The sequence below is a fragment of the Streptosporangium lutulentum genome (assembly GCF_030811455.1).
In the GTDB taxonomy this organism is placed as follows: Bacteria; Actinomycetota; Actinomycetes; order Streptosporangiales; family Streptosporangiaceae; genus Streptosporangium; species Streptosporangium lutulentum.
Genome location: NZ_JAUSQU010000001.1, coordinates 6,057,313 through 6,082,089, shown reverse-complemented (window position 1 = coordinate 6,082,089; position 24,777 = coordinate 6,057,313). Strand labels below are relative to the sequence as shown.

The 24,777-nt window shown below is 70.8% G+C and carries 23 protein-coding genes and 1 tRNA gene; 15 read left to right on the top strand and 9 right to left on the bottom strand.

Features of this window, described 5'->3' with window-relative positions:
* The first annotated feature begins 131 nt into the window (after positions 1–131).
* The 3 genes from J2853_RS27005 to J2853_RS26995 all read left to right on the top strand — a co-directional run bounded on the left by J2853_RS27005 (position 132) and on the right by J2853_RS26995 (position 5,460).
* Positions 132–821: a response regulator transcription factor gene (locus J2853_RS27005; protein WP_307562704.1), complete on the top strand. Its 690-nt coding sequence runs from the start codon at positions 132–134 to the stop codon at positions 819–821.
* Positions 822–866: 45 nt separating this feature from the next.
* Positions 867–4,331: a DUF4153 domain-containing protein gene (locus J2853_RS27000; protein WP_307562702.1), complete on the top strand. Its 3,465-nt coding sequence runs from the start codon at positions 867–869 to the stop codon at positions 4,329–4,331.
* A gap of 100 nt (positions 4,332–4,431) precedes the next feature.
* Positions 4,432–5,460 (top strand): hypothetical protein, encoded by a 1,029-nt coding sequence (locus tag J2853_RS26995; protein WP_307562700.1) that lies wholly within the window; start codon positions 4,432–4,434, stop codon positions 5,458–5,460.
* A 144-nt stretch (positions 5,461–5,604) separates the two neighbouring features.
* On the opposite strand, the gene J2853_RS26990 is transcribed toward J2853_RS26995, so the two are convergent.
* A complete protein-coding gene (locus J2853_RS26990; protein ID WP_307562698.1) occupies positions 5,605–7,293 on the bottom strand; it encodes a glycosyl hydrolase family 8 in 1,689 nt (562 codons plus the stop codon).
* 135 nt (positions 7,294–7,428) lie between these two features.
* Here J2853_RS26990 and J2853_RS26985 point away from each other — a divergent pair, with 135 nt between their 5' ends.
* The 4 genes from J2853_RS26985 to J2853_RS26970 all read left to right on the top strand — a co-directional run bounded on the left by J2853_RS26985 (position 7,429) and on the right by J2853_RS26970 (position 11,985).
* Positions 7,429–8,952 carry an N-acyl-D-amino-acid deacylase family protein gene (locus tag J2853_RS26985; protein WP_307562696.1) on the top strand — a complete coding sequence of 508 codons (1,524 nt, stop codon included), beginning with the start codon at positions 7,429–7,431 and terminating at the stop codon, positions 8,950–8,952.
* A 279-nt stretch (positions 8,953–9,231) separates the two neighbouring features.
* The gene (locus J2853_RS26980) at positions 9,232–10,341 is read left to right on the top strand and encodes an alanine racemase (RefSeq protein ID WP_307562694.1); all 1,110 of its coding nucleotides are present in this window, start codon (positions 9,232–9,234) and stop codon (positions 10,339–10,341) included.
* Between the two features lie 14 nt (positions 10,342–10,355).
* The gene (locus J2853_RS26975) at positions 10,356–10,742 is read left to right on the top strand and encodes a Rid family detoxifying hydrolase (protein ID WP_307562692.1); all 387 of its coding nucleotides are present in this window, start codon (positions 10,356–10,358) and stop codon (positions 10,740–10,742) included.
* Between the two features lie 31 nt (positions 10,743–10,773).
* Entirely contained in the window at positions 10,774–11,985 is a 1,212-nt protein-coding gene (locus J2853_RS26970) for a hypothetical protein (RefSeq protein ID WP_307562690.1), read from the top strand.
* A gap of 67 nt (positions 11,986–12,052) precedes the next feature.
* Here J2853_RS26970 and J2853_RS26965 read toward each other — a convergent pair whose 3' ends face one another.
* Complete coding sequence (locus tag J2853_RS26965; protein ID WP_307562688.1) at positions 12,053–12,676, bottom strand: TetR/AcrR family transcriptional regulator; 624 nt, start codon at positions 12,674–12,676, stop codon at positions 12,053–12,055.
* A 65-nt stretch (positions 12,677–12,741) separates the two neighbouring features.
* Between J2853_RS26965 and J2853_RS26960 the strand changes: the two genes are divergently transcribed.
* Positions 12,742–13,473 carry an alpha/beta fold hydrolase gene (locus tag J2853_RS26960; protein WP_307562686.1) on the top strand — a complete coding sequence of 244 codons (732 nt, stop codon included), beginning with the start codon at positions 12,742–12,744 and terminating at the stop codon, positions 13,471–13,473.
* A 36-nt stretch (positions 13,474–13,509) separates the two neighbouring features.
* On the opposite strand, the gene J2853_RS26955 is transcribed toward J2853_RS26960, so the two are convergent.
* Positions 13,510–14,130, bottom strand: coding sequence for a LysE family translocator (locus tag J2853_RS26955; protein ID WP_307562684.1), 621 nt, complete (start codon positions 14,128–14,130; stop codon positions 13,510–13,512).
* A 105-nt stretch (positions 14,131–14,235) separates the two neighbouring features.
* On the opposite strand from J2853_RS26955, the gene J2853_RS26950 reads away from it, so the two are divergent.
* The gene (locus tag J2853_RS26950) at positions 14,236–17,010 is read left to right on the top strand and encodes an ATP-binding protein (protein ID WP_307562682.1); all 2,775 of its coding nucleotides are present in this window, start codon (positions 14,236–14,238) and stop codon (positions 17,008–17,010) included.
* 173 nt (positions 17,011–17,183) lie between these two features.
* Here J2853_RS26950 and J2853_RS26945 read toward each other — a convergent pair whose 3' ends face one another.
* Positions 17,184–17,573, bottom strand: a complete 390-nt coding sequence (locus tag J2853_RS26945) for a response regulator transcription factor (protein ID WP_307562680.1) — start codon at positions 17,571–17,573, stop codon at positions 17,184–17,186.
* Between the two features lie 171 nt (positions 17,574–17,744).
* Here J2853_RS26945 and J2853_RS26940 point away from each other — a divergent pair, with 171 nt between their 5' ends.
* From J2853_RS26940 to J2853_RS26930, 3 genes are all read left to right on the top strand, one after another.
* Positions 17,745–18,902 carry an NlpC/P60 family protein gene (locus J2853_RS26940; protein ID WP_307562678.1) on the top strand — a complete coding sequence of 386 codons (1,158 nt, stop codon included), beginning with the start codon at positions 17,745–17,747 and terminating at the stop codon, positions 18,900–18,902.
* Between the two features lie 80 nt (positions 18,903–18,982).
* Positions 18,983–19,054, top strand: a tRNA-Arg gene (locus J2853_RS26935).
* A gap of 460 nt (positions 19,055–19,514) precedes the next feature.
* On the top strand, positions 19,515–20,585 hold the full coding sequence (locus J2853_RS26930) for a hypothetical protein (RefSeq protein WP_307562676.1): 1,071 nt from the start codon (positions 19,515–19,517) through the stop codon (positions 20,583–20,585).
* 138 nt (positions 20,586–20,723) lie between these two features.
* On the opposite strand, the gene J2853_RS26925 is transcribed toward J2853_RS26930, so the two are convergent.
* Together J2853_RS26925 and J2853_RS26920 are read right to left on the bottom strand one after the other, a co-directional pair.
* Entirely contained in the window at positions 20,724–21,143 is a 420-nt protein-coding gene (locus J2853_RS26925) for a hypothetical protein (RefSeq protein WP_307562674.1), read from the bottom strand.
* Positions 21,140–21,385, bottom strand: a complete 246-nt coding sequence (locus J2853_RS26920) for a hypothetical protein (RefSeq protein WP_307562672.1) — start codon at positions 21,383–21,385, stop codon at positions 21,140–21,142. The genes J2853_RS26925 and J2853_RS26920 overlap by 4 nt, the downstream gene beginning before the upstream one ends.
* A 62-nt stretch (positions 21,386–21,447) precedes the next feature.
* Here J2853_RS26920 and J2853_RS26915 point away from each other — a divergent pair, with 62 nt between their 5' ends.
* Positions 21,448–21,624: a hypothetical protein gene (locus tag J2853_RS26915; RefSeq protein WP_307562671.1), complete on the top strand. Its 177-nt coding sequence runs from the start codon at positions 21,448–21,450 to the stop codon at positions 21,622–21,624.
* A gap of 112 nt (positions 21,625–21,736) precedes the next feature.
* Here J2853_RS26915 and J2853_RS26910 read toward each other — a convergent pair whose 3' ends face one another.
* Positions 21,737–22,063, bottom strand: coding sequence for a cupin domain-containing protein (locus J2853_RS26910; protein ID WP_307562669.1), 327 nt, complete (start codon positions 22,061–22,063; stop codon positions 21,737–21,739).
* Positions 22,060–22,500, bottom strand: coding sequence for a cupin domain-containing protein (locus J2853_RS26905; RefSeq protein WP_307562667.1), 441 nt, complete (start codon positions 22,498–22,500; stop codon positions 22,060–22,062). The genes J2853_RS26910 and J2853_RS26905 overlap by 4 nt, the downstream gene beginning before the upstream one ends.
* 306 nt (positions 22,501–22,806) lie before the next feature.
* On the opposite strand from J2853_RS26905, the gene J2853_RS26900 reads away from it, so the two are divergent.
* Together J2853_RS26900 and J2853_RS26895 are read left to right on the top strand one after the other, a co-directional pair.
* Positions 22,807–23,280, top strand: a complete 474-nt coding sequence (locus J2853_RS26900) for a carboxymuconolactone decarboxylase family protein (protein ID WP_307562665.1) — start codon at positions 22,807–22,809, stop codon at positions 23,278–23,280.
* 40 nt (positions 23,281–23,320) lie between these two features.
* The gene (locus tag J2853_RS26895; RefSeq protein ID WP_307562663.1) at positions 23,321–23,812 is read left to right on the top strand and encodes a hypothetical protein; all 492 of its coding nucleotides are present in this window, start codon (positions 23,321–23,323) and stop codon (positions 23,810–23,812) included.
* Between the two features lie 242 nt (positions 23,813–24,054).
* On the opposite strand, the gene J2853_RS26890 is transcribed toward J2853_RS26895, so the two are convergent.
* A complete protein-coding gene (locus tag J2853_RS26890) occupies positions 24,055–24,750 on the bottom strand; it encodes an ATP-binding protein (RefSeq protein ID WP_307562661.1) in 696 nt (231 codons plus the stop codon).
* Between the last annotated feature and the right edge of the window lie 27 nt (positions 24,751–24,777).

Here is a 24,777-nt window from a genome sequence, read left to right as displayed (position 1 = left end):
ATCGATAGGCCGATCGTCTCCTGAGCCGGGTGGGGTCCCCGCTCCCTCGGGGGCCCCACCCGGCGGGGGTGCGCAAAACCTGCACAATTCACCTCGGGTCATCTGCACAGGTCCGGTCTACGCTGCCCGGCATGGCGACTCCCCAGCAACGACGCGTCCTCGTGGTGGAGGACGATCAGACGATCGCGCGGGCCGTACGGCACCGGCTGGTCGCGGAGGGCTTCGAGGTACAGATCGCCGGGGACGGGGAGGCCGCGCTCGCGGCCTACGCGAAGACCGGACCCGACGTGGTGGTGCTCGACAGACTGCTGCCCGGACTCGACGGGCTTGAGGTGTGCCGCCGGATGCAGGCGGCCCGGCCGGTGCCGGTGCTCATGCTCACCGCGCTCGGCGAGGAGACCGACCTGCTGGTGGGGCTCGGGGTCGGGGCCGACGACTACATGGCCAAGCCGTTCAGCATGCGCGAACTGGTCGCCCGGGTGCACGCCCTGCTGCGCAGGGTCGAGCGGGCCTCCCAGCTGGCCGTGGACGACACGGTCATCCGCGTCGGCGACATCGAGATAGACACCGCCGAGCGCCGGGTCTACGTGCGAGGCGCGGAGGCGCAGCTGACCAGGACCGAGTTCGACCTGCTCTGCCGCCTCGCCGAGCGCCCCGGGCAGGTCTTCGAGCGGGAACGGCTGCTCGCCGACATCTGGGGCTTCTCCGAGGCCGCGGCCACCCGCACGGTCGACAGCCACGTGCGGGCCCTGCGCCGGAAACTCGGCACCGGCATCGTCCGGACGGTTCACGGGGTCGGCTACGCCCTCGTCCGTCCGTGAACCGATCCCCCTTTCCCCTACTCCAAGACTGGGATGCGTCGATTATTGAGACCCCTCGATTTCCTGGGCCGGATCAAGGTCAAGCTCGGGATGGTGATCCTGCTCGCCGTCGCGGCGGCGTTCGTCGTCAACGAGGTCGGCATCAACGCCGGCTACTCGCGGAACGTGCGCGTCGCGGTGGCCGTGGTGTTCGCCCTGATCATGATGCAACTGCTCGCGCGGGGGATGACCAAACCGCTGCGCGAGATGGCCGCCGCCGCGCAGACCATCGCCAAGGGCCGGTACGGCCTGCGGGTCACCGCGACCTCCCGTGACGAGGTCGGCGAGCTCGCCCGCGCCTTCAACGCGATGGCGGCCGACCTGGGAGAGGTGGACAGGCAGCGGCGGGAACTGGTGGCCAACGTCAGCCACGAGCTCCGCACGCCGATCACCGCGCTCCGGGCGGTGCTGGAGAACGTGGTGGACGGGGTCTCCGACCCCGATCCCGTCACGCTCGGCACCGCCCTCGCCCAGACCGAGCGGCTGGGCCGGCTGGTCGCGCAGCTCCTCGACCTGTCCCGGCTGGAGTCGGGGTCCCGGTTGATCGAGCTTGACGACGTCGAGCTCCGGCCGCTGTGCGAGCAGGCGCTGCGGGAGGCCGTACTGGCCAGGGAGGGGGTCACGGCCCGCTGCGAGGTCCCCGAGGGGCTGAGCCTCCGCGCCGATTCCGACCTGCTGGCGCAGGTCCTGGCGAACCTGCTGGACAACGCCGTACGGCACAGCCCGGAGGGCGGGGTCGTGGTGCTGGCCGCGGCCGTCGAGGGAGACGGCGTACGGCTGCGCGTGACCGACCGGGGGCCGGGAATCCCGGTCGAGGACCGGGCGCGGGCGTTCGAACGCTTCTCCCGCCTGGACGCGGGCCGGGCGGCCGACGACGGCGGCGCCGGGCTGGGCCTGGCCATCACCAAGGAGATCGTCGAACTCCACGGCGGCTCCATCCACGTCGAAGACGGTGTCGGTTGCCAGATCGTGGCCGACCTCCCAGGAAGGATCATGATGGACACCCCCCTGCCCTCCCCTGCCTCGACGGGGAGGGGTTCCCCCGCACCGGCGGGGGACCACGCCTCCGAGGACCCGGAGGTCCCCGCGCCTTCCGTGCCGGCCTCGGAGGGCACGCCACCCGAGGCCGCCGAGACGTCCGGGCCCCGTGACGTGCCGGGGGGCGAAGCGGGTCATCCGTCCGAGCTCCGGGAAACGGCCGGAGCGGTCCGGGCGTCCAAGCCTCGTGACGTGTTCGCGGCCGGTCATCCGTCCGGGCCGCGGGAAGCGGCCGAGGCCGGTGAGGCGTTCGTGTCTCACGGGGCCCTGGCGACCGCCGAGGGGCCCGGAACCCGCGCGGTGTCCGAGCCCGTGTTCGCCTCCCCGGATCCCGGGCCCCCCGCGCACGGAGCCGCGGCGCCTGCCACGCGGCAGGTGACGCCGCCGAGGTTTCCGCCCACGCCGGTCCTCATGTCCGGCGGGGACGCCCACCGGCCCGGCGGCGCGCGGCAGGAGCGGGTGCGAAACTGGCTCGGAGCGTTCCTCGGACTCGTCGTCGGCGGTGTCTTCGGCCTGGTGTGCGGTGGGGTCGCGGGTCTCGGCCTCGCGATGCTGGACCTCAGGGCGGGCCTGCTGGCCGGTTCCGCCCTCGTTGTGATCGGGGCGTTCGTCGGCACGGTCATCGGCGCCACCACCCCGGCCGCCGAATTCTGGAGCGGTCATCAGACGCCGCTCCCGCACCGCCCTCCGGCGCGAGGACCTGGCGCGACGGTCACCGTACCGAGGCCGGGTCCGAGGCGTTCGGAGAGCGAGCCGCCCCGGGAGACCGCGGGAGAGACGGCACAGCCGCCGGGAGGCATGGGCGGACAGGCGGGTCCTGGAGCGTCGAGGACGCCTGCGACGTCCGAGAAGTCCGTGATGTCCGAGGCGTCGCCCGTGACGTCAGGAGGGACCGGAGAGCTGAGAAGCCCCCGGGATCCCTGGACCTCCGGCGGTTCGGGAGGGTACGAGGCTCCGCCGATCTTTCCTCGGCCGGACCTGCCGGACACTCCCAAGTGGGTGCTGCCGGTGATCGCGGCCGTCGGGTTGCTGGCCGCGTTCGCGGTGCCGTACAGCAGGGCGGGGCTGGGACTCGTGCTCGTGGCCGTCGCCATGGGGGCGGCGGCACTTCCCGCGGTGCGCGGGAGGATCACCCCCTGGTCGGCGGCGATGGGGGCGATCGCGTACGGGATGGTCGCGGTGGCGATGTTCAGGGACGCGAACTGGCTCGTCGGACTGCTCCTGCTGGCCGGATTCCTGACGGCCGCGCTCGCCCTGTCGGGGGCCGGGCGCGGCTGGCTCGGTGTGATCAGGGGCGGGGCGTCGGTGATCCTGGGACTGGTGCCGGTGCCGTGGTTCCTGGGGCCGCAGGTCAAGGGGATGGCGGTCCGCAGGCGGTTGACGCCGCTTCTGATCGGGGGCGGGCTGACCGTCGTGCTCGTGGGGGTGTTCGGCGCGCTGTTCGCCTCGGCGGACGCGATCTTCGCCCAGGCCGTCCAGCGGGTGTTCAGCGCGCAGGACTGGGCGGGGACGGTGCCGCTGCGGATCCTGATCTTCGTGGTCTTCGGGCTCGTGGTCGCCTCCGCCGTGCTGGTCGGCCTGCGGCCCGTCGTCGAGCCCGAGACGCCGAACCTGCGGGTCACGGTGAGCCGCGGCCTCTGGGTGACCCCGCTGACCGCGCTCAACCTGCTGTTCGCCACCTTCGTGGGGATGCAGCTGACCGTGCTGTTCGGCAGCACCGACTGGGTGGCGTCGGCCACCGGGCTGACCTACGCCGAGTACGCGCGGTCCGGGTTCTTCCAGCTGGTCGTCGTCAGCGTGTTCGTGCTGGCCATCGTGGCGGTCGCCTCGGGAGTGGTCGAGCTCAGGGGCCTGGACCGCTGGCTGATGGCCGGACTGCTCGGCGTGCTCTGCGCGCTGACCATGGTCATCCTGTTCTCCGCGCTGCACCGGCTGGACCTGTACGCCGAGGTCTACGGGCTCTCCCGGCTGCGGGCCTCGGTGGAGGCCACGGTCTGGTGGCTGGGCGGGGTCTTCGTGCTGGTCCTGATCGCCGGTGCGGTACGGCTCACCGGACGCGGGAACGCCAGATGGCTGCCCAGGACCGCCGTCGTGATGACGAGTGCCGCCCTGCTGGCGTTCGCGGTGTGGAATCCGGATCTCCGGGTCGCGGAGACCCAGCTCAGCGTCCGCGGCGTGGACCGGATCGACCTGGAGTACCTGGGTGGCCTCGGGGCGGAGGCCGTACCCGCACTGGACCGGCTGCCGGAGCCGTCCCGCAGTTGCGTGCTGCGGGACGTGGTCGAGGCCAACGAGCTCGCCGAGCCCGACCCGTGGAACGGCTGGAACCTCGCCAGACGGCAGGCGAGGGAAGTCCTGGAACGGCGGCCGGTGCTCAAGGACGCCTCATGCCCGCAGACGCTCTCCCGGCTGGAGGCTCCCTACCGGGACTGAGCGACAGCGGCACGATCCGCAGACAGCGGGCGATCGTCGACGGCAGGTCCCCGCTCACCCGAAGGGGCGGCTCGTCCGGTCGCCCCTGTAGTTTCTCGCCATGGAGATCAGGGCGGCGCCGGTCGGTCAGGCACGAATCCGGGACGCGGCCCGCTGGATGGGAAGACCGTGGGCGGTCGAGGTCCGGCGGGGACGGCCGCCGAGGCTGCTGCGTCAAGAAGGCGCGCTCCTCACGCTGCACGACCTGAACAGGTTCTTCGGCGCGGAAGCCTCATTGATCGGTACGTTCACGGTGCCGTGGCCGGATGGGCACGCGTGGGAGGCGGCGGTGAGCCCCGACGGCGACGTCGGTGTGTTCTGCGGAGACGACGCCGTCTGCGCGGTCACCTCCTCCGGCGCCGTGTTGTGGGAGCACCGTGGCCGCGACCTTCGCCGCCCGAACGAGAACCGGTCCTCATGCCGGTTCACCGACGACGGGCGACATGTGTGGGCGATGCTGGTCGGTGAGGTCGGCGATGGCTTCTACCTCGGCGACGAGTGGCTCGTGCTGGAGGCCGACAGCGGACACGTGGTGTCGCGGGAGACCCTGGACTGCGCCGCCGTCGGTGGTGAGCATCTGCCGCATCCTGATGGACGGCACATGGGTCTGGGCGTCGGGGAAGGCCAGGACGGCGCGCATGTGTACTGGGGCCGGTTGGAAGACGGCGCTCTGCGCGTGTGGACGCACGACGACGACCACCGCATCCTGACCGATGTCCATCCGGACGGACTGTCCTTCCTCACCTACGCGCCACCGGACGAGATCGCCTGGCACACCTTCCCCGGTGGGGCCCTCATCCGTACGCTCACCGCCGCGGACGCGTGGGGTCCGGTCTCCGGCGACGACGAACCTTACTGGGACGCGGGGGGCGGCTACATCGACGCCGGCACCGTGCTCGCCACGGCGACGACGTACGCCACGACTCCGCAGGACGCCCGGCACATCCTGATCGACTCCCGCACGGGGACCCCCCGCGGCGACGTGCGCTACCCCCTGCCCATGACCGGCTGGGCGCGTCCGCTCGCCGACGGCACCTGGCTCACCGCCGAAGGCGACACCGTCTTCCGCTGGAGAATCCCCCGAGTATGAGAACGCGCGGTGACGGCCGCGCGTCTCGATCCGCCTCCCGCGGCTCGTCCGGGACGATCCGGGACGGCCGCTCGCCCTTCCTCGTGCAACGCGGAGATCGAGCGGTACGGCTCCCGCCCGCGCGGGAGCCGTACCGCGATCACATCAGGGGACCCAGTGGTTGCCGGTCACGGTGATCATGACCTGGAGCTGGATGCTGGTCGAGTAGTAGTCGCCGGACGTGAACGGGGTGCTGAGCATCTTGTTCCACAGGGCGTCCAGCCAGGCCTGGCTGCCGGAGTCGGTCATCGCCGCCACCGCGAAGGGGGCGAAGAAGGCCGGCTCACTACCGCTGGAGATCTGCGTGCCGTTGAGCGAGTAGCCGACGGCGATCTTGTTCGGGTCGCCGCCGGTCTTGGTCTTGATCCAGGTGTTCAGCTTGCGCGCGGCGGCGAGCGACTTGGCGTCGCCGCTGGTCACCGCGTCGTTGCCGATCCGCCACGGATCACGGCAGGCGTTCCACCAGAACCTGCCGTCGTTGGCGTCCTCCAGCACCTCGCCCGGCGCGGGCTTCGGGGTGGTGTTGGTGGTGACCACGAAGTCGGCCAGCAGGCCCGTGTTCGGGGCGTAGCCCGCCTGCTGGGAGGCGATCAGGTTCTGGTGGTTGGTGCGGACGGTGTCCCAGGTCGTGTCGCCGGTGGCTTTGCGGAACGCCCGGAAGTGGTCGATCATCCAGTCCGACGAGCGGCTGATCCAGTAGTACTCGTCGCCTGAGCTGCTCCAGTCGCCGAGCTTCATCAGCTTGGTGGTCGGGTTGACCTCGCCGGCCTTGATCGCGTTGATGTGGTTGATCGCGAGCTGCCTGTAGTTGTAGGTGCCCGCACTGCCCCACTGCCGGTCGGCCAGGAGCAGGCCGTAGGCCACGTCGAGGTCGCCGTCGGTGGCGGAGTCTCCGCCGTTGACGCTCTGGCAGGAGGCGTTCTGCTCGGCGGCGAGCAGGCCGGGGGTGATCGACGACGGGTGGGCCAGGACGTACTTCACCAGGCCGTCGAAGATCTTCTTGGCGTCCGGGTCGGCTCCGGCCATGGTGGCGGTGATGACCATGCCGTAGCCCTGCGCCTCGGCCACGTACGGGTGGTCGGCGTCGGGGGAGATGATCTGGTACCAGCCGTTGCCGCAGTTCTGCTTGACGAAGGCGGCCTTCCAGCGGGTGTAGTAGTCGACCACCTTCTGGTCGAGCGTGGCCTGCGCGCCGCTCGGCCGCAGCATCCCCGCCGCGTAGGGGATCGCGTGGGAGCCGAACGGGACGCTAGGACCACCGGTGGGCGGGGTCGGAGGCGTGGTCGGGCCGCCGGCGCCGTAGACCTCCATCTCGTACAGCGAGTAGCCGTAGGCGGTGCCGCGAGCCGTGCCGTACAGCCGCACGTAGCGGCCGGCGCCGGACAGGGTCAGGTCGTCGGTGGCGCCGTTGCCGGCGGTGGTCGAGTAGACGTCGGTCCAGGCGGAGCCGTCGGACGAGGTCTGGATCCTGTATGCCCTGCCGTACGCGGCCTCCCAGGTCAGCTTGACCCGGGAGATCGTGGCGGACCGGCCGAGGTCGACGCGGATCCACTCGGGGTCGTGGGCCTCCATGGAGGCCCAGCGGGTGGAGGCGTCGCCGTCGAAGGCGTTGGCCGCCACCAGGGTGGAGTCCTCGTCGGAGGAGGAGACGGCCGGTCGGCCCTGGGACAGCAGGGAGTCGGCCGCGTAGCCGGGTGGGGCCGCCACCAGCGTGAACACCGATGCGATCAGTGCCAGAGCCAGTGCCAGGACGAGGATGGTCGTGGGGCGTTGAAGACGGGGTCTCGCGTGCACGGCGGATGCCCTTCCTGCGATCGTCTAGTTAGGAAAGGTTCCTAATTAAGAAAGGATGGCATCATTCCTGACATGTCGCGGTCAAGGGTTGTGGGGGCCCAAATTTCCGCGACTCCGAAATGATTGAATCCGGTCATGGCATTCGACGTGTTGATCAGTGGCGGCTGGGTGCTGGACGGCACGGGCTCCCCGGCCCACCGGGCCGACGTCGGCGTCACCGGAGACCGCATCGCCGCCGTGGGCCGCCTGGACGGTGCGGAGGCCGCGACCGTCGTCGACGCCGCCGGCCGCCGCGTCATGCCCGGCCTGATCGACTGCCACGCTCACGGAGACGCCCTCGTCCTCGACAGGGAGGTGCAGCTCGCCGCGCTCCGGCAGGGGGTGACCACGTTCGTCCTGGGCCAGGACGGCCTGTCCTACGCGCCCGCGTCCACCCCGGAGACCTTCGCCTACGCCACCCGCTACTTCGCGGCCGTCAACGGGGTCCATCCGTCGGCCGACGGGCCGCTCGGCGTCGGGGAGCTGCTCGCGGGCTACGACAGGGCGACCGCGCTGAACACCGCCTACCTGCTGCCGCACGGCACGATCCGCTACGACGTGATGGGCGCCGCCGAGCGGGCCGCGTCCTCGGGCGAGCTGGCGACCATGCTCGCCCACGTCGAGCGCGGCCTGTCGGAGGGGGCGGCAGGGCTGTCCACCGGCCTGGAGTACGCCCCCGGGCGCTATGCCGACGCCGCGGAGATCGCCGCGCTCTGCGCCCCGCTGGGCGTCCTGCCGTACGTCACGCACATGCGCGGGTACGGCGCGCAGGCCGCGACGGGCATGGCCGAGGTGACCGACATCGCCCGGCGGTCGGGCGCCGCCGTGCACGTCTCCCACTACCACGGCCCGGCGTCCACACTCCTGCCGATGATCGACGAGGCACGCCTCGAAGGGCTCGACATCACCTTCGACACCTACCCCTACCTGCGGGGAAGCACGATCCTGGCCATGCTCGCGCTGCCGTCGTGGATCCCCGCCGCCGACACCGACCGGACGCTGGAGCTGCTGGAGTCCCACCCCGTCGAGTGGGACGAGTCGCTCTGGCCGAGGATCACCCTCTCCCACGTGCCGGGCGCCGGGTGGGCCGAGGGCCTGTCGCTTCCGGTGGCCGCCGCCGAGGCCGGGGTCGAGCCGGGCGAGTTCTGCCGGAGGATCCTGATCGACACCCGGCTTGAGGCCGGATGCGTGATGGCCCGGCCGGACGAGGGTCCCGAGGCGGAGGAGTCGGTCCGCGCGATCCTGCGCCATCCGGGTCACACGGGCGGCTCCGACGGCATCTACGTCGGCGGCCACCCCCACCCGCGCGGCTACGGAGCGTTCGCCCGGATGCTCGGCCACCACGTCCGCGAGACCGGCGACTGGACCCTGGAGCAGGCCGCCGTCCACCTGGCCTCCCACCCCGCACGCCGCTTCGGCCTCGGCGACCGCGGTCTCATCCGCTCGGGACAGGCCGCCGACGTCATCGTCGTCGACCCCGAGGCGGTCACGGACAGGGCCACCTACGCCGCTCCGCGCACGCTTGCCACCGGTGTCGACGACGTCCTGGTCTCCGGGGTCCCCGTCCTCTCCGGAGGGCGGCTCACCGGCGCCACTCCGGGCAGGGCCCTGCGGCCCTGAGGTCCTGAGGCCCTCGCGGGGGCGCGGCGTGAAGGTCCCGCGGAGCCGTCTCCTCGGGATCGCTCTCGACGGCGTCGAGAGCTCGGTCGGGGGACGCGGCCGGACGGCGCGGCCGAGGGACGGTCGGAGGCTCGGTCGGGGGGACGCGGTCGAGGGGCGGTCGGAGGGACGCGGCCGGGGGGCGGTCGGAGGGACGCGGCCGGGGGGCGGTCGGAGGGACGCGGCCGGGGGCGCGGGCCTGAGAATAGAGTCCACCGAAGCGAACAAAGGGGGCATAGCGTGAAGGGGATCGTGGATCCCGAGAGGGCCGTGGGGTCGTCGCTGTTCGGAGGGGCGTTCAGCTTCCCCGTGATGGTGGCGCACAGGAGCGCGCTGGAGCACAACATCGCCACGCTCGCGGCCTTCGCCGGGCAGTACGGCCTGACCCTGGTCCCGCACGCCAAGACCACCATGTCGCCCGAACTGGTCCGGGCCCAGCTCGACGCGGGCGCGTGGGGGCTGTCGGTCGCCACCCCCAGCCAGGTGCTCACCCTGCGCGAGTTCGGGGTCTCCCGGATCATCCTCGCCAACCAGGTCTTCGACCCGGCCGGACTCGACGCCATCGCCGCCCTGCTCGCCGGGGACCCGTCGTTCGAGTTCCTCTGCTTCGTGGACTCGGTGGCCGGGGTGGAGACGCTCTCCAAGCATGCCGGGACCAGGCCGTTCCGGGTGCTGGCCGAACTCGGTCACGAGGGCGGGCGGAGCGGCAGCCGTACGCTCGCGGAGTTCCTGGAGGTCGCCTCGGCGGCGCAGGCGGCGGACGGCGTGGAGCTGGCGGGCGTCGCCGGATACGAGGGGGCGCTGGGGTCGGCCGCCGAGGTGCGGACCTACCTGCACCGGTTGGTGGAGGCCCTGGAGCACCTGCGGGTGCGTGACCCGATCCTGTCGGTGGGCGGCAGCCAGTGGTTCGACGTGATCGGCAGGGAACTCGCCGCCTGCCAGGCCAGGATCATGCTGCGCAGTGGCGCCTACGTCTCCCACGACGACGGCTACTACCGTGAGCGCACGCCGTACACCCGGATCGAGGGGGAGTTGCGGGCCGCGCTGGAGGTCTGGGCGCACGTGCTGAGCATCCCCGAGCCCGGCCTGGCCGTCGTCGGGTTCGGCAAGCGCGACGCGCCCTTCGACGAGGGAACGCCCGTGCCGCGCGGGGCCGTCGCGGACGCCACGGTGCTCAAGGTCCAGGACCAGCACGCCGTCCTGCGGCTCGCCCCGGACTCCCCCGTGAAGGTGGGGGATCTGGTGTCGTTCGGCATCTCCCACCCGTGCACCGCCTTCGACAAGTGGCGGATCATGCCGGTGGTGGACGACGATTACGTCGTCGTTGACTGGATTACTACGTTTTTCTAATGAAGGGTGCGGATATGAGCGACAAGCAGGAGCTGCGGACGGACCAGGGCGCCGCGCCGATCGGGGCGTACTCGCAGGGCCTCGTGGTCGGGGACTTCGTCTACACCTCGGGCGCGGGCCCGCTGGACCCCAAGACCGGCGAGGTCGTCGGCACCGATGTGGCGGAGCAGACCCACCAGACGATGCGGAACCTCGGCGCGATCCTTGAGGCCCACGGCCTGGGCTTCGACGACGTGGTGAAGTCGACGGTGCACCTGCAGCACCTCAAGCGCGACTTCGCCGCCTACAACGAGGCTTACAAGTCCTACTTCACCCAGCCCTATCCCGTCCGCACGACCGTCGGCTCGGACTTGATGGACATCCTGGTCGAGATTGACTTCGTGGCCTACAAGGCGCGTTAGAGTCTGACCGACTTCGTGGGAGGGCGGCGGCTTGGACAGCTCGCTATACGTCTATGTCGAGGACGTACGCGGGGAGGGCCTGGAGGCGGTCCTCGACCGGATCGTCGGGTACGGCGTGACGGGAGTGACCGTGGCCGCCGCCTATCACCGTGCCCGCGACGTCACCCCGCACGGCCGTCCCCGGGTGACGATCCGTAAGGACGGGGCGCACTTCGCACCGCCCGAAGACCTGTTCGGCCATCTCCGCCTGGCCCCGCCCGTCCAGGAGGGGGCCGGGGAGGAGCCGCTGGCCGCGCTCCGCCGGGCCACCGCCGAGCGGGGGCTCGCGCTGCACGGCTGGACCGTCTTCCTGCAGAACACCACGCTCGGCCTGGCCCACCCCGACGTGACCGTGCGCAACTGTTTCGGCGACCGCGGCTCGCCCACCGACCTGTGCCCCTCCCATCCGGACGTCCGCCTGTACGCCGTCGCGCTGGGCCGGGCGGTGGCCAGGCTGGGGGTGGACAGCGTGGTCGCCGAGGGGCTGCACTTCGGCACCTTCGGCCCCGGCTACCACAACGAGCGCAGCTTCGTCCCGCTCGGGCCGATGGACCAGTTCCTGCTCGGCCTGTGCTTCTGCGACTTCTGCATGCGCCGCGCGGCCGACCTGGGCGTCAAGGCCGAGGTGGCGCGCGAGGAGTGCTCCCGGATCGTCGGCGGCGTGCTCGACGGCGACCCGCCCGCACAGGGCGAGGTGACCCGGGCCGCGCTGACCGCCTACGCGGGGCCCGAGGTGGTCGCCTACGCGCGAGCCCGCTCCGAGGTGGTGACCTCGCTGGTCTCCGAGATCTCCACGGCCGTCACCGCCGAGGGCTCCAAGCTCGTCTACCTCGACGCGACGGGCGCGTACAAGGGCTACGCCGACGGCCTGCCCTCGGCGGGGCTCGCGGCGCACGACGCCTGGCAGCTCGGCGTGGACCTGGTCGCCCTCGGGGATCTGGTGCCCTCGCTCGGCGTGCTCGCCTACGCCCGCGACGCGGCCAGGGTCGCCGACGACGTGATCGCCTACCGCCGCTCGACGGGCAAGGACAAGGAGTTGCGGGTCGTGCTCCGGCCGGGTCTGCCCGACACCGACTCGGCCGACCGCCTCGCCGCCAAGGTGCGCGCCGTCCGGGCCGCGGGGGCCGACGCGGTCGACTTCTACGCCTACGGGCTCATGCCGTACCCGATCCTGGACCGGATCCCGGGCGCGCTCTCGGGCTGACCGCTCCCGTGCTCCGGGATGCGTTCCCGGATCGGCCGGAGCCGTGCTTTCCGTGCTTTCCGCGCCTTCAGGCCGGCCGGCCCCCGGGCTCCGGGGCTCCGGCCCCGCTCCGCACGCCTTGATCCGGCCCGGGGAGTGCCCGGGAGGCCGCGCCGTCCAAGACCGTGCCCACGGCCCTGGCGGCGAAGTCGTCGTCGAGGGGAAGTCCTCGGAAGACCGTGCGCAGCCATACCGCACCGGCGAGCAGATCCATGATCAGCAGGGGGTCCGCCGTGCCGGAGAGCTCGCCGCGCCGCCTCGCGCGGTCGAAGACGGCCTCCTCCCTCGCGAACCGGTCGGCGAAGAAGTGCTGGGCCGCGGTCGCGAGCTCGGGATGGTGCACGGCGGCGCCGAGCGCGGCCACCGCGACGCCTGCCGCCGGAGGCCGGGTGAGCAGCGCGGCCACCCCTCGGACCAGCGCCTCCAGGTCACCTCGGAGACTGCCGGTGTCGGGCGGCTCCACCACGAGCAGATCGGCCTGGACCAGCGCGGCGGCGAGGAGCGCCGCCTTCGACGGCCACCACCGGTAGATCGTGGTCTTGTTGACCTCCGAGCGCTCGGCCACTCCCTCGACGGTCAGTCCTTCGTAGCCCTTGGCGGCGAGGAGTTCGAGTGTCGCCTGGAAGATCTGCTGTTCCTTGCGCGGTGCCATGCGCCCGATTATAGCAACGCAACGGTGCGTTGTGTTTTAATCGACGTACCGTCAGGAGGTCCGTGATGCCGCCCATCGTCCTCGTCCATGGAATCCGGGTCAGCGGGACCATGTGGGATCCCGTCGTCTCCCGCCTGACCCTCCTCGGCAGGCCCGCCACGGCCGTGGACCTGCCCGGTCACGGCAGTCGCAGGGGCGAGCCGTTCTCGATGGAGGGGGCGACGACGGCGGTCGCCGCCGCGATCGACGCGCTCGGCGGACGGGCGCTCGTGGCCGGGCTCTCGCTGGGCGGATACGTCGGCATCGCCACCGCCGAGCGTTTCCCCGGGCGGGTGGCCGGGCTGGTGGCGATGGGATGCACGGCCCGTGGCCCGTCGGCGCTGGGCGCCTACCGCTTCGCGGCCTCGCTCGCCGCCCGGAACCCGTCGCTCGCGAACCGGATCAGCGCGTACGGCCTGCGCCGCCTGCTGCCGGGTCCGGTGGGGGAGGCCTTCGTGGCGGGAGGATTGTCATGCGAGGTGATGCCGCAGGTCGTCGAGGCCGTCGCCGGGCACGACCAGCTCGCGGCGCTGGCCGCCTACCCGGGGCGCGTGTGGCTGGTCAACGGGACCCGTGACCCGTTCCGGGCGAACGAGCGTGATTTCCTGCGCGTCTGCCGGAACGGGCGGCTGATCCTGATCCCCCGCCGAGGGCACCTGGGGGTGATGGCTGCCCCGGGGCCGCTGGTCCGGCTGCTGGGGGACCTGTGCGACCAGGTGGGGGCGGCCGGGGCGGTGCGATCAGACGGAGCGATGTGATCGGGCGGGACGGCGGGATCGGGTGGGGCGGCGGGATCAGACGGGGCGGCCGGAGAGCGCGGTCGCGACGCCGAGTCCCAGGTAGACGACCCCGCTGAGACGGCTCAGCAGGCTCGACCGGTTCCGCATCCGCCTGCCGAGCGCCCCCGCGCCCGCGGCGTAGATCAGGTCGCTGACCAGGCCGAGGACCAGCAGGGTGCCGCCCAGGACGATGATCTGCAGCGGCACCGCGCCCGCCCCGGGGTCGACGAACTGCGGCAGGAACGCCAGGAAGAAGAGGATCACCTTGGGGTTGAGCACGTTGACGATCACGCCTTCGAAGAAGATCGTGCGCAGTGGCTGCGGGCCGGCCTCGCGGGCCTTGAGCTCCTGCCTGCTCGTCAGCGCCCGGACGCCCAGATAGATCAGGTAGGCCACACCGGCCCACTTGATCACGTTGAAGAGCGTCGCGGACCGGGCGATCACGTACGAGAGCCCGGCCGCCGCCGCGGCGATGTGCACCATCGTGCCCGTCTCGACGCCGAGCGCGCTCGCGACCCCGGCGGCCCGGCCCTGTGCGATGCCCCGGGCGGCGATGTAGAGGTGGTTCGGCCCGGGCACCAGCACCAGTGCCAGAGATGCGAGGGCGAAGATGAGAAATGTGGACAACGGGATCATTTTCCCGACCTTAGGACCGCTTTGGTCCTTCGGTCAGGACCAATGGGAGAGTCCTTTCCTGGACCAATCGGGGCGTTTCCGGCATGCCATGCGATACTCACCGACGTGGGATGGCAAGGCGCGCGGAGCGCTCTGATCGGGCGAACGGCGGAGCTTGACCGTCTGATCGCCGTGCTCGACGCCGCCGACGGCGGGCTGGCCGGGGTGGCCCTTCTGGGGGGCGACGCGGGCATCGGCAAGACCCGGTTGGTCACGGAGCTGGCCGAGCGGGCCAGGGCCGACGGCTTCGCCGTGCTCGTCGGGCAGTGCGCGGAGCTCGGCGACGCCCTGCCGTACCTCCCGCTGGCCGACGCCCTGCGCGGCGCCACAGGGGAGCTGAGCGCGGCGATCGACGCGCGGCCGGTCCTCGGCAGGCTCCTGCCGGGCGGCGGCGACCTCGGCCAGGAGAGCACGTCGGGCCTGACCCAGCAGCAGCTCTTCGGCTCGATGCTCGGGTTCCTGTCCGTCCAGCCCGTGCTGCTGGTTCTCGAAGACCTGCACTGGGCCGACCAGTCCACTCGTGACCTGCTGGTCTTCCTCAGCCGGATGCTGCAGACCGAGCGCGTCTGCCTGATCGGCACCTACCGGACCGACGATCTCCACCGCCGCCACCCGCTGCGCCGGGTCCTCGCCGAGCTCAAGCGCCTCCCGTCGGTGACCGCCGTCGAGCTTAGCCCGCTCGACCGCGGGGAGATGACCGACTACCTGGTCACGCTCGGCGGCACCGACGCCCGGATGATGGGCGAGGTCGTCGACCGGGCGGAGGGCAACCCGTTCTACGCCGAGGAGCTTCTGGAGGCCGCCTCCGACGGCTCCTCGATCACCGACGACCTGGCCGGTCTGCTGCTCTCCCGGGTGGAGTTGCTCTCCGACGCCGCCCAGGGGGTGCTCAGAGGCGCGGCGGTCGCCGGCCGCCGCGTCGACCACGACCTGCTCCAGCAGGTCTCGGGGCTGGAGAACCTGGCCTTCGACGACGCCATGCGAGAGATCGTCTCGCGCGGGCTGCTCCGCCTCGACGGGGAGTACGGCTACGCCTTCCGGCACGCGCTCCTCCAGGAGGTCGTCTACACCGACCTGCTGCCCGGCGAGCGGACCCGGGCACACGCCGAGTTCGCCCGCCTGCTGACCCTGCGGGAGGGCGCGGCGGCCGAGCTCGCCCACCACTATCTGGCCGGCCACGATCTGGCCGGAGCCCTGGCCGCGTCCGTCGAAGCCGGGCGGCGGGCCGAACGGCTGGGCGCCCCCGCCGAGGCGCATCGCCACTTCGACCGGGCTCTCGGCCTCTGGGACCGGGTTCCCGACGCGGAGCGGCTCGCCGGAATCGACCACGTTCCGCTGGCCACCCGCAGCGCCGTCGCGGCGGCTGACAGCGGTGACAACCACCGGGCGATCTCCCAGCTGCGACGGCTCCCGCCCTCGGCCGAGGTCACCGAGCGGCTGGCCTATTTCCTCAGCGACACCAACGACGAGGAGGGGGCCATCGCCGCCGCGCACGCGGCCGTCGAGATGGCGCCCGAAGGTCCCGTGCTCGCCCGTGCGCTCGCCACCTATGCCCGCGCCCTCTACTGGAGCGAGCGACACGATGAGGTGGAACCCCTCGCCACCCAGGCTCTGGAGGTGGCGCGTGCCGCCGGCGCCGCCGACGCGGAGACCAGCGCACTGATCACGCTGGCCTCCCTCGCCGCCCTGGCCGACGACATCCCCCGTGCGACGGGGCTGCTCGCCTGCGCGACCGCGGAGAGTTCGGGCAACCTCGCCATAGACCTGCGGGCGATCTTCACCTACGCCCGGATCCAGTACGAGTACGGCGACCTCGGGGAAGCCGCCGTCACGACCGACCGAGGAATGCGGCTGGCGGACGAAACCGGGCTCAACTGGAGCACCTATGGCACCGACCTGCGATTCCTGCGGTTTCTGATCCACTACGTGGCGGGAGAGTGGGACCTGGCGGAGCGGGTCGCCGCCGGCTTCGGCATCCGCGTCGGCACTCCCTCCGAGGCGACTCTCTCGTCCTTCGCGCTCTTCGTCGAGGTGGCACGGGGCCTGCCCGTCGTGGAGGAGCGCCTCTCCTGGCTGGAGCCCTTCTGGTCCTCCGACGCGTTGGTGTCCTACATGGCCCACGGCCTGGCCGCCGAACACGCCCTGTGGCGAGGCGATCCCGAGGCCGCGCTGGAGCACGTCGACGCGGTTCTCGAAAAACTCTCCCCCAACGATCCCGCCATGATCCGGCTCAGTACCACGGCCCTGTGGGCACTGGCCGATCTGGGGCGCGCCTCGGAGGCGGACGGCTTCCTGGAGCGAGCCAGATTCCCCACCGTCATCGGCCCCGGTTCCGGCGTTCGAGGTCCGATGGGGCCCGAAGGACTGGCGTGGCTGGCCAGGGCCGAGGCGGAGTGGCACCGCGCGCACGGCCGCTTCGACGTCGAGGCGTGGCGCGCGGTGGTCGAGGCGTTCGACTTCGGATTCGTCTACGAGACCGCGCGTTCGCGATGGCGGCTGGCCGAGGCGCTGCTCGTCTCCGGTGACCGCGACTCGGCGCTGGAGGAGTGGCAGCGCGCCGTCAAGGACGCCGCGTCACTGGGTGCCCGGCCGCTGAGCACCGCCCTGGAGGAGCTGGGCCGCAGGGCCCGGTTCGTCTCGGTGCGGTCGAACCTGCTGACCTCAAGGGAGCAGGAGGTGCTCATGCTGGTGGCCGAGGGCCTTCCCAACCGCGAGATCGGCGAGCGGCTGTTCATCGCGCCCAAGACGGTGAGCGTGCACGTCTCCAACATCCTGGGCAAACTCGGTGTCTCCTCTCGCACCCAGGCCGTCGCCGCCGCCCGCGGGGAAGGCCTGCTCTGACCGTCGTGGCGGGAAGGTCTGCTCTGGCCGTTGCGGTGGGAAGGTCTGCTCTGGCCGTTGTGGCGGAAGGCGGATCCAGGCCGGCCGATGAGAGGGGAAGCCGAGGCCGGACCGGCCATCGTGGTGGGAGAGCGAGGCCGTTTCAGCGGCTGCGGTGAGAGGGCCGGCCCGCTCTAGCCGCTGCGGGTGGCCAGGGCCAGATCGCGGACGACCTGGATGAGCTCGGCGGGGTCGAACGGCTTGGTGAGATACGCGTCGACTCCGATGCCGAGCCCTCGCCGCTTGTCGTCCTCCTGCGCCCTCGCGGTGATCAGGACCACCTTGATGTGGCGCGTGCCCTCGTCGCACCGCAGCCTGGTGGCGGTCATCCAACCGTCCAGCCTGGGCATCATGACGTCGAGTGTGATCACGTCGGGCATGACGTCCAGCACCCGGTCCAGGCAGTTCTGGCCGTCGAAGGCGGTCTCCACCTGGAAACCCTCCAGGGTCAGATTGACCGCGATGAGTTGCCGGATGACGTCGTCGTCATCCACTACCAACACCTTGCCCAGAACCTCGCCCACGGGCGTGAGGCTAACTCCTTCAACCGGGCCACGCGCGGGTTTCACCGGATGTGTACGCAGAGCTATCCACAGGCGACAGGTTTTCCACAGAATTTGGTTCGGTTTCTTGGGGATCATTCTGCCTCGCCCATCCTGGGGCCTCGATCGTTCATCGAGCCCAGGAGGCCCTGCGTGATCACGACGCTCATCACCGCCACCATCCTCGCGAGAGTCCTTGCCGGGGGCCCTCAGGCGCCGGTGGACCCTCCCTGCCCGGAAGCCGGCGACGGCAGAGATCGGCTGCTCTCCGAGATCGCGTCGCCGGACGACAGCTGGCGATGGTTCCTGGAGAGGATCCGCGTCGTGCTCGCCGCCGCGTGTGAGGCCGAGCGCGCCGGGCACGGGGCCACGCCGCAGGCGGACCGGGCGGGATCCGAGGAGGTGTCACGGGCCGACCGGCCGGAGTCCGGATTCCCGTCGCCGGCCGGATGGCCAGGGGCAGGAGACGCGTCGTCGGCCGGCGGGCCTGAATCCGGGGATGCGACATGGTTCGATCAAACGGAGTCCGGGGTCGCTCCGTCGACCGGCGGGGCAGGGTCCGGAGGCGCGCCGCAGACCGACCCGACAGGTCCCGGGTTCGCGGCGGGAGACCCCCGCGCCGACGCCGCCCCCTTCGCCGAGGACAACGGGCGGACGGTGAACGCCGACGGCTCCGCCTCCGAACCACCCACCCTCATCCGCCCGCCGGTCGCCGTCCCTTCCGCGACGCCGGGGGCCTCCCGGCCTTCGGGGCCGGAGACCTCCTTGACCTCGCCTTCACCGGAGCCCGCCGAACCATCGCGGAGTCCGTCCCGGCCCCAGCCCGCCGAGCCGCCGCGGAGCCCGTCTCACAGTGAGTCCGACAAGCGATCACAGCCCCCGTCTCAAGATCCGTCCGACAAGAGATCACAACGTCTGGATCACGGACAGATCGCGGCGATCGCGGCGCTTCGCCAGATCGGCACACCGTACGTCTGGGGTGGCGGTTCGAGCGCGGGCCCGACCGGCGGCGGCTTCGACTGCTCGGGCCTCGCCTTGCACGCCTGGTCCAAGGCGGGAGCCACGCTCACCCATTACACCGGCAGTCAGTTCAAACAGGGCCGCCGCGTGCCGTTCTCCCAGCTCCGCCCCGGCGACCTGGTCTTCTTCGGGGGAGGCACGGGCGATCCCGCCCATGTGGGCGTCTACGTGAAGGACGGCGTCATGGTGCACGCTCCCAAGCGCGGCGACGTCGTCAAGACGACGAACTTCGCCGACTCCGCCTACTACCGTCTCCACTACCGAGGAGCCGTCCGCCCAGCCCTCGGATGACACACCTGCCCCTGAGATCACCCGCTTCACGCCGTGAGTGTCGGTTCCCCTCAAGATGCTGGTAGCCTAATCACTCGTTGGCCCCCTTAGCTCAGGGGATAGAGCACCGGCCTCCGGAGCCGGGAGCGCAAGTTCGAATCTTGCAGGGGGCACACACGCCAGGCCAGCCCGAACACGGGCCTGACCTGGGGATAGAACGCCGAAACGGGCGGGACTCCAATCTCATGGAGTCCCGCCCGTTCTTGTTGGCGTTTGCTGGTCGTGGGCTGCCTACGGGCTGGACAGCCGAACCCCCTTGCCTCGGCGGCGATCTCGCTCCACTGCGGAAGAACTTCCACGCTGTCGCCCGCGCGGCGAGCCACCTCTGTCGTATCCATACCTGCGTTGAGCTGTGTGGACAAGGCCGCGTGCCGGAGATCGTACGGCCGCCCGGCAAGGGGGAGAGGCGACCTGGTGTGGCGTCAGCGTGAGGCGGCTCGCCTCTTCCCGAACCCGGGTGCGAGCAGAGACTCCTGGCACGCCACCGCGTTCGTTTTGAAACAATCGTCCGTCCGGGGCCGTGCCGAACTGCTCGAGATGGGCGTTCCCTCGCTATAGGAGCATCGAATAGATATGTACGACATGAGCACGGTTGCCTACTACGAGAATCTGCTTCGCGACAGCCGGGCTCAGTGGCTCGCCGACCGCATGTGGTGGATTTCTGTTACACCGGGAAACCATCAATCCATTCAGCTGGAAGACGTCTACACAGTCCTCTCCGGGGGCACACCCCCGGAGACCCGGGAGGAGGAGGGGTGCGATCTTCTGATAACGCTCCACTGCCCGGTGACGGCGTTCTTCGTCCACCGGTCCGAAACGGATGGAACCATCTCGATTCTCAACCTGTCTTCCGGATATTCCTCGTTGCGTGACTATTGCCGCGCACTGAGTGGTGGTGGCGCCACAGCTCTGGGAGTGGTGTGGGGAGGCAAGGTATGGGAGACGCTTTTGTATGCCGAGAACGGCGAAATTCTCGCGATTTATCAGGAAGGCTTTTCGCGCGAACTCGGAGGTGGCACCACGCCGGAGACGCTGGAGCGGGAGATGGAGTTCATCCATCAGTTCTCGGAGGACACCCCGGAGGGTGTTCTCTTGCAAAAGGCGGCGGCGCTGGCGATCCTGGAAGCGCGGTCCGGGCTCCGTATCAGCGAGGAGTGGCTTAACTCAACGCACCAGGCCATATATGTGGACACTCCTGTCGAGGCGGACTACCTGGAGCATCCCACTTTCGCCGCCGTGGAACCCGATATCGCCGCGTCCTTGGCGGGATGGCCGAAGGACAAGAAATCCGCACTGCTCTTCTGGGTCATTGATCATCTCTCGACAAAGTTCGGCTTTGACTGGCCCGAAATCGTCGACGCACGGGATGCGCTGGCCGCGGGTGGCGTCCTCAGCGCGGAGCTGCGCGAAAAGGTCATGGATCGAACACTCCGCCTCGGCAGGAAGTGGCTGGAAGGCACTGGCGAATCCTCCGACGAGGATGCTGTTTCAGCGAAATCCCGGTGGAGGGCCGGTATCGCGGTCCGCGTCGCGCTGAGAGAGCTTGAACAACCTCACCCTGCCTTCTCTTCGCTCCGGCTCGCCAAGGAGGCTCTGGGGGCTGAGTGGACGATCGTCCGGCAGAAGATTCAGGAACAGCGTTAAGGAGTGCTTCCTCTCTGCCCTGAAGGACGGGGCATCTGCCTTAAATGTCCGATGGCGCGGGAGAGGAGTGTCGGATGATCGGGGTGCTGCTGGCGGAGGATCTGCGGATCCTGCTCGGCATGGGTGGCTCCCGTCGGGCTACAGGGCGTCGGAGATTTCGATTACTTGCAAGTGTTCCTCAAGCTGGCGCTGCGGATCCTCCCACCGTGAGGCGTCCATGGTGAGAATTGCGCCGATCAGGCTGAGCGCTTCGGTGGCGGCGTGCGCGTCCCAGGCTGCCAACCGGGTTGCACTGATCATGTCGGCCAGGGCGATGCTCTCCTCCGGGCCGTCGAGCGGAACGACGGTGACGCCTTCCATCAGGGCCAGGCCGCGCAGCGCGTCGGCGGCCTCGGGCGACTTGTTGCCGAGCGTGGCCCCGGTGATGGCCAGCGCGGGGATGACCATCGGCTGCTCTCCCGCGTCGAATATCTGGATCAGGTTGATGATCGTGGCGTCGCCGCGGGCGAGTTCGCCGAGGACGGTTACGTCGAGGATGAGCGGGGGGATGTGGGTCACCCGAGCTGCGCCCTGATCTTGGCGGCCATACGTTGGGCTCGGGCGACGGCGTCGCCGTCTTCCTGCGCCTTGGCGACGAGTCCGCCCCAGGCGGCGCGGGCGCGTCGTTCGAGGCGGACGCGCGCGGCGATGGCCTCGTTGACGTAGGCGGACAGGGACCGAGCATCACCGCCTTGTACCTGCTGTTCGGCGTAGTCAAGCAGTTCGGCGTCCACCGTGACGGTGACAGGTCGTTTCCTCATAGGCGAATCATATAATCGACATAAGATAACTGGGCAGGGAACGCGCAAAGAAAAAGGATCGGGTGACCGTCCCCACGGTGTGCGTGGTCACCCCCGGTGGCGTCACCGTCCGTCGTTTCGCCGAGCGCGACACGACGGTGGCACGGTGGACGGAGTTCGACAGGGGCGGCGCCCACGTCGCGCTGGAGCAGCCCGGCATGCTGGTCGAGGACGTACGGGAGTTCTTCGCCGGCCTCTGATCCGGCCGGCGGGGGAGCCGCGCGCGACATCCCGGCCCCGCGGGTGAAGCGTCTCCACCGTTGACGTCCGGCGGCGCTGAAGGCGGGATCCCGGTTCCCGCCCTCGGCGCTTTCAGCGCGCGGTGGTGAACAGGAACGCGCAGTCCTGTACGGCCTCCACGCGGTGACGGCGTTCGGGCATGACCAGCAGATCGCCCGGCAGTCCGTCCCACGAGTCGGGCCCGGCGACAAGCCGCACCCGCCCGTGCAGCACGTGCACCGTGACCTCGCCGGGATGCTCGTGTTCGTGTATGTGCTCGCCCTGCCGCAACGCCATCACGGTCTGCCGCAACGAACGATCGTGTCCACCGTGGACGGTGGTGGCACTGCGGCCACTGTCCACCTCATGGGCACGCTTGAGCAGATCGCGAACGAGCGCGGTCAGCGAAACCTTGGTCATGACCGCGGCGCGCGACGGTCTCGCCGGGCTTCGAGCTCCTCCGGGCTGACCACGGTCAGCATCGGCTGCCCGGGCGCGCAGAACATCGTCACCACGAAGGCCGACTCCTCGTCGGCGAAGTGGTTGCCGTCCTGGTAGTGGATCACGTCTCCACCGGGCTCCCAGAACGCCTCGCCGGCCCGGACCACCCGCACGGGCTCGCCTTCGAGCTCGAAGTTGATGGCCCCCTTGACCACGAACCCGTACGCGGGCCCGGAGTGCCGGTGAGGCGGCGCGCCAGGGCTCTTCGGCGGCAACGTGACCAGGATCGTCATCGCCTCGGCCCCCTCCGGCGCGGGCGGCGCCCCCGGAACGGTGGCGATCACGTCGATCTTCGGCGGCGGTCCGCTCTTGTCGGGGTTCTCGAGGTGGTGGGCGTGGGCGTGATCGGTGCTCATCGGGCTTCCTCCGTGGAAAGTGGCCGGCTCGATCCGGCCGTGCACCAGCTCAGACAAGACAGCGTCCCGATGTGTGACAAGGAGGGCTGGGGAGATCCGGCCCGGAATCCGGCGTCGACGCGACCCCCACCGGTCGGCGAGCCCCTGCCGCCCGAAGATCCCCAGCCGTCCGAAGACCCCGCAACCGCCCGAAGACCCCGCAGTCGTCCGGCGGGAAGGGAACGCATCTTCCCCTCGTTCCTGTCACAGCTTGCCGGGCTGTCCTGTCAGAAGGGTGTAACCATCGACAACGGCAGGGAGCACATCGTGGATGCCCGCTTGAACCTCTTCGGCAACCCGATCGCGGCCAAGGTCATGAAGCACCTCGTCTCGGCGAACAAGGTGATCGCCGACTCGACGCTGCCGGCCGCGACGCAGCACCTGGTGAGGATCCGCGCCAGTCAGATCAACGGCTGCGGCTTCTGCACCGACATGCACACCAAGGACGCCGCGCACGCCGGGGAGACCTCGGCGCGTCTCAACCTGGTCGCCGCCTGGAGGGAGGCCACGGTGTTCACCGACGCCGAGCGCGCCGCCCTGGAGCTGACCGAGCAGGGCACCCGCATCGCCGACGCGGCCGGCGGCGTCCCGGACGAGACCTGGGCGAACGCCGCCAAGCACTACGACGAGGACCAGCTCGCCGCCCTGGTGTCCCTCATCGCCGTTATCAACGCCTTCAACCGCGCGAACGTCGTCGTCCGGCAGCCCGCCGGCGACTACCAGCCGGGCCAGTTCGGATAACGAGGAGTACCTGGAAGCCGGTGGAAGCCGAGATCGCCTGATGCATGCCTTCCTCCACACGGTGGCGGTGGTGGCCGGCTGCGTCCTGGCTCTCGCTCCGGCCCTGCTGCCCTCCGCGCGTCCCGCCAGGAGGTGGCCGCACGTCGTCATGGCGCTCGGCATGGCGGCCGGGCACCTGGGCGGCGTGTTCCTCGCCGTCGCGGTGCTCACGCTGCTGACCGCCGGCTGGCTCTGCGGCTCCCCCTCCCGCCGGGCGGAGACCGGACATCACATCCAGGACTTCGCGATCATGTCCATCCTCTTGGTGCTGACGGCGTTCAGCGGGCACCCTCTCGCCGGCGTCTCGTCCGGGCATTCGCACGGAGGCGGGTCGCCGGCCCCGATAACCCTGGCCATCGGGCTGGCCTGGACCTGCGCTCGGCTCATCCGCGTCCTGCCCGAGCGGGGCGCGGGCCGAAGGGCGCTCAACCAGGAGGTGTGCTCGGCCGGAATGGCGGCCAGCATGGCCCTCATGGCCGCGCTGGCCCTCTGACAGGCGTCGGCCCTCTGACGAGAGGGGCGGAGGCGTGTGGTCGATGTCCGGGGTGAGCCGTTCGGCGACGATGACGGCACGCCGGTGACCCGCGCCTGAGCGGCTCGGCGCCGGTCAGTCTCGCCCCCCGTCCGCGTCCGCGTTCCCGTCTACGTCCGGGTTCCCGTCTAGGTCCGGCGGCCGGGCCGGTAGCGGTTCGATCAGGTCCTCCATGGCGCAGTCCAGGATGTCCAGCAGCGCTATCACAGCAGCGCCCGGGCATCGCCGGCGGACAGGCCCGTGACGTCCATCACCGGCAGCCCGGACAGCTCGTCCGCCTCACCGTCGTCGCGTACCGCGAACACGCAGGCCACCGGCTCCGCGTACAGCCGGCGCCCGACGAACGCGAGCACCTGGGCCGAGGCGTGGTCCAGCCACTGGGCGTCGTCGATCACGCACACCAGCGGACGTTCTCCGGCCGCCGCCGCGAGCAGGCCGAGTGCGGCCGTGCCGATGAGCGAGCGATCCGGTGCCGGTCCGGCGCGTAGCCCGAACGCCGTGCCGAGCGCGTCGCGCTGTGGTCCCGGCAGGCCGTCCAGCAGGTCCAGCATCGGCGCGCAGAGCGAGTACAGCGCCGCGAACGCGAGCTCCGTCTCCGACCGCACCCCCGCGACGCACACCACCCGGAACCCGGAGGCCCTCTCGGTCAGGCAGTCCAGCAGCGCCGACTTGCCCACCCCCGCCTCACCGCGCATCACCAGCGCCCGGCCCCGGCCGACGCGAACCGCGGCGAGCAGCCGATCGAGTTCCTCGCACTCGGCCTGCCGGCCCAGCAGGCCGGCCGTCGTGCCGGAGCGGTGAAAGCCGCCGGGCAGGCCGTCGACGCCGTCCAGGACCGAGAGTCTCCCGCCGTGCCGGCCCACGTCCCAGAGAAGCCCGAGGCTCAGATCGCCGAGCACCCCGGAACCACCTCCACCCCGTCACTC

Coding starts and splice junctions, on each gene's coding strand:
- J2853_RS26995 (WP_307562700.1), top strand. CDS start 4,432: ATGGAGATCAGGGCGGCGCCGGTCGGTCAGGCACGAATCCGGGACGCG.
- J2853_RS26930 (WP_307562676.1), top strand. CDS start 19,515: ATGTACGACATGAGCACGGTTGCCTACTACGAGAATCTGCTTCGCGAC.
- J2853_RS26975 (WP_307562692.1), top strand. CDS start 10,356: ATGAGCGACAAGCAGGAGCTGCGGACGGACCAGGGCGCCGCGCCGATC.
- J2853_RS26910 (WP_307562669.1), bottom strand. CDS start 22,063: ATGACCAAGGTTTCGCTGACCGCGCTCGTTCGCGATCTGCTCAAGCGT.
- J2853_RS26955 (WP_307562684.1), bottom strand. CDS start 14,130: ATGATCCCGTTGTCCACATTTCTCATCTTCGCCCTCGCATCTCTGGCA.
- J2853_RS26960 (WP_307562686.1), top strand. CDS start 12,742: ATGCCGCCCATCGTCCTCGTCCATGGAATCCGGGTCAGCGGGACCATG.
- J2853_RS26920 (WP_307562672.1), bottom strand. CDS start 21,385: ATGAGGAAACGACCTGTCACCGTCACGGTGGACGCCGAACTGCTTGAC.
- J2853_RS26905 (WP_307562667.1), bottom strand. CDS start 22,500: ATGAGCACCGATCACGCCCACGCCCACCACCTCGAGAACCCCGACAAG.
- J2853_RS26965 (WP_307562688.1), bottom strand. CDS start 12,676: ATGGCACCGCGCAAGGAACAGCAGATCTTCCAGGCGACACTCGAACTC.
- J2853_RS26985 (WP_307562696.1), top strand. CDS start 7,429: ATGGCATTCGACGTGTTGATCAGTGGCGGCTGGGTGCTGGACGGCACG.
- J2853_RS27005 (WP_307562704.1), top strand. CDS start 132: ATGGCGACTCCCCAGCAACGACGCGTCCTCGTGGTGGAGGACGATCAG.
- J2853_RS26895 (WP_307562663.1), top strand. CDS start 23,321: ATGCATGCCTTCCTCCACACGGTGGCGGTGGTGGCCGGCTGCGTCCTG.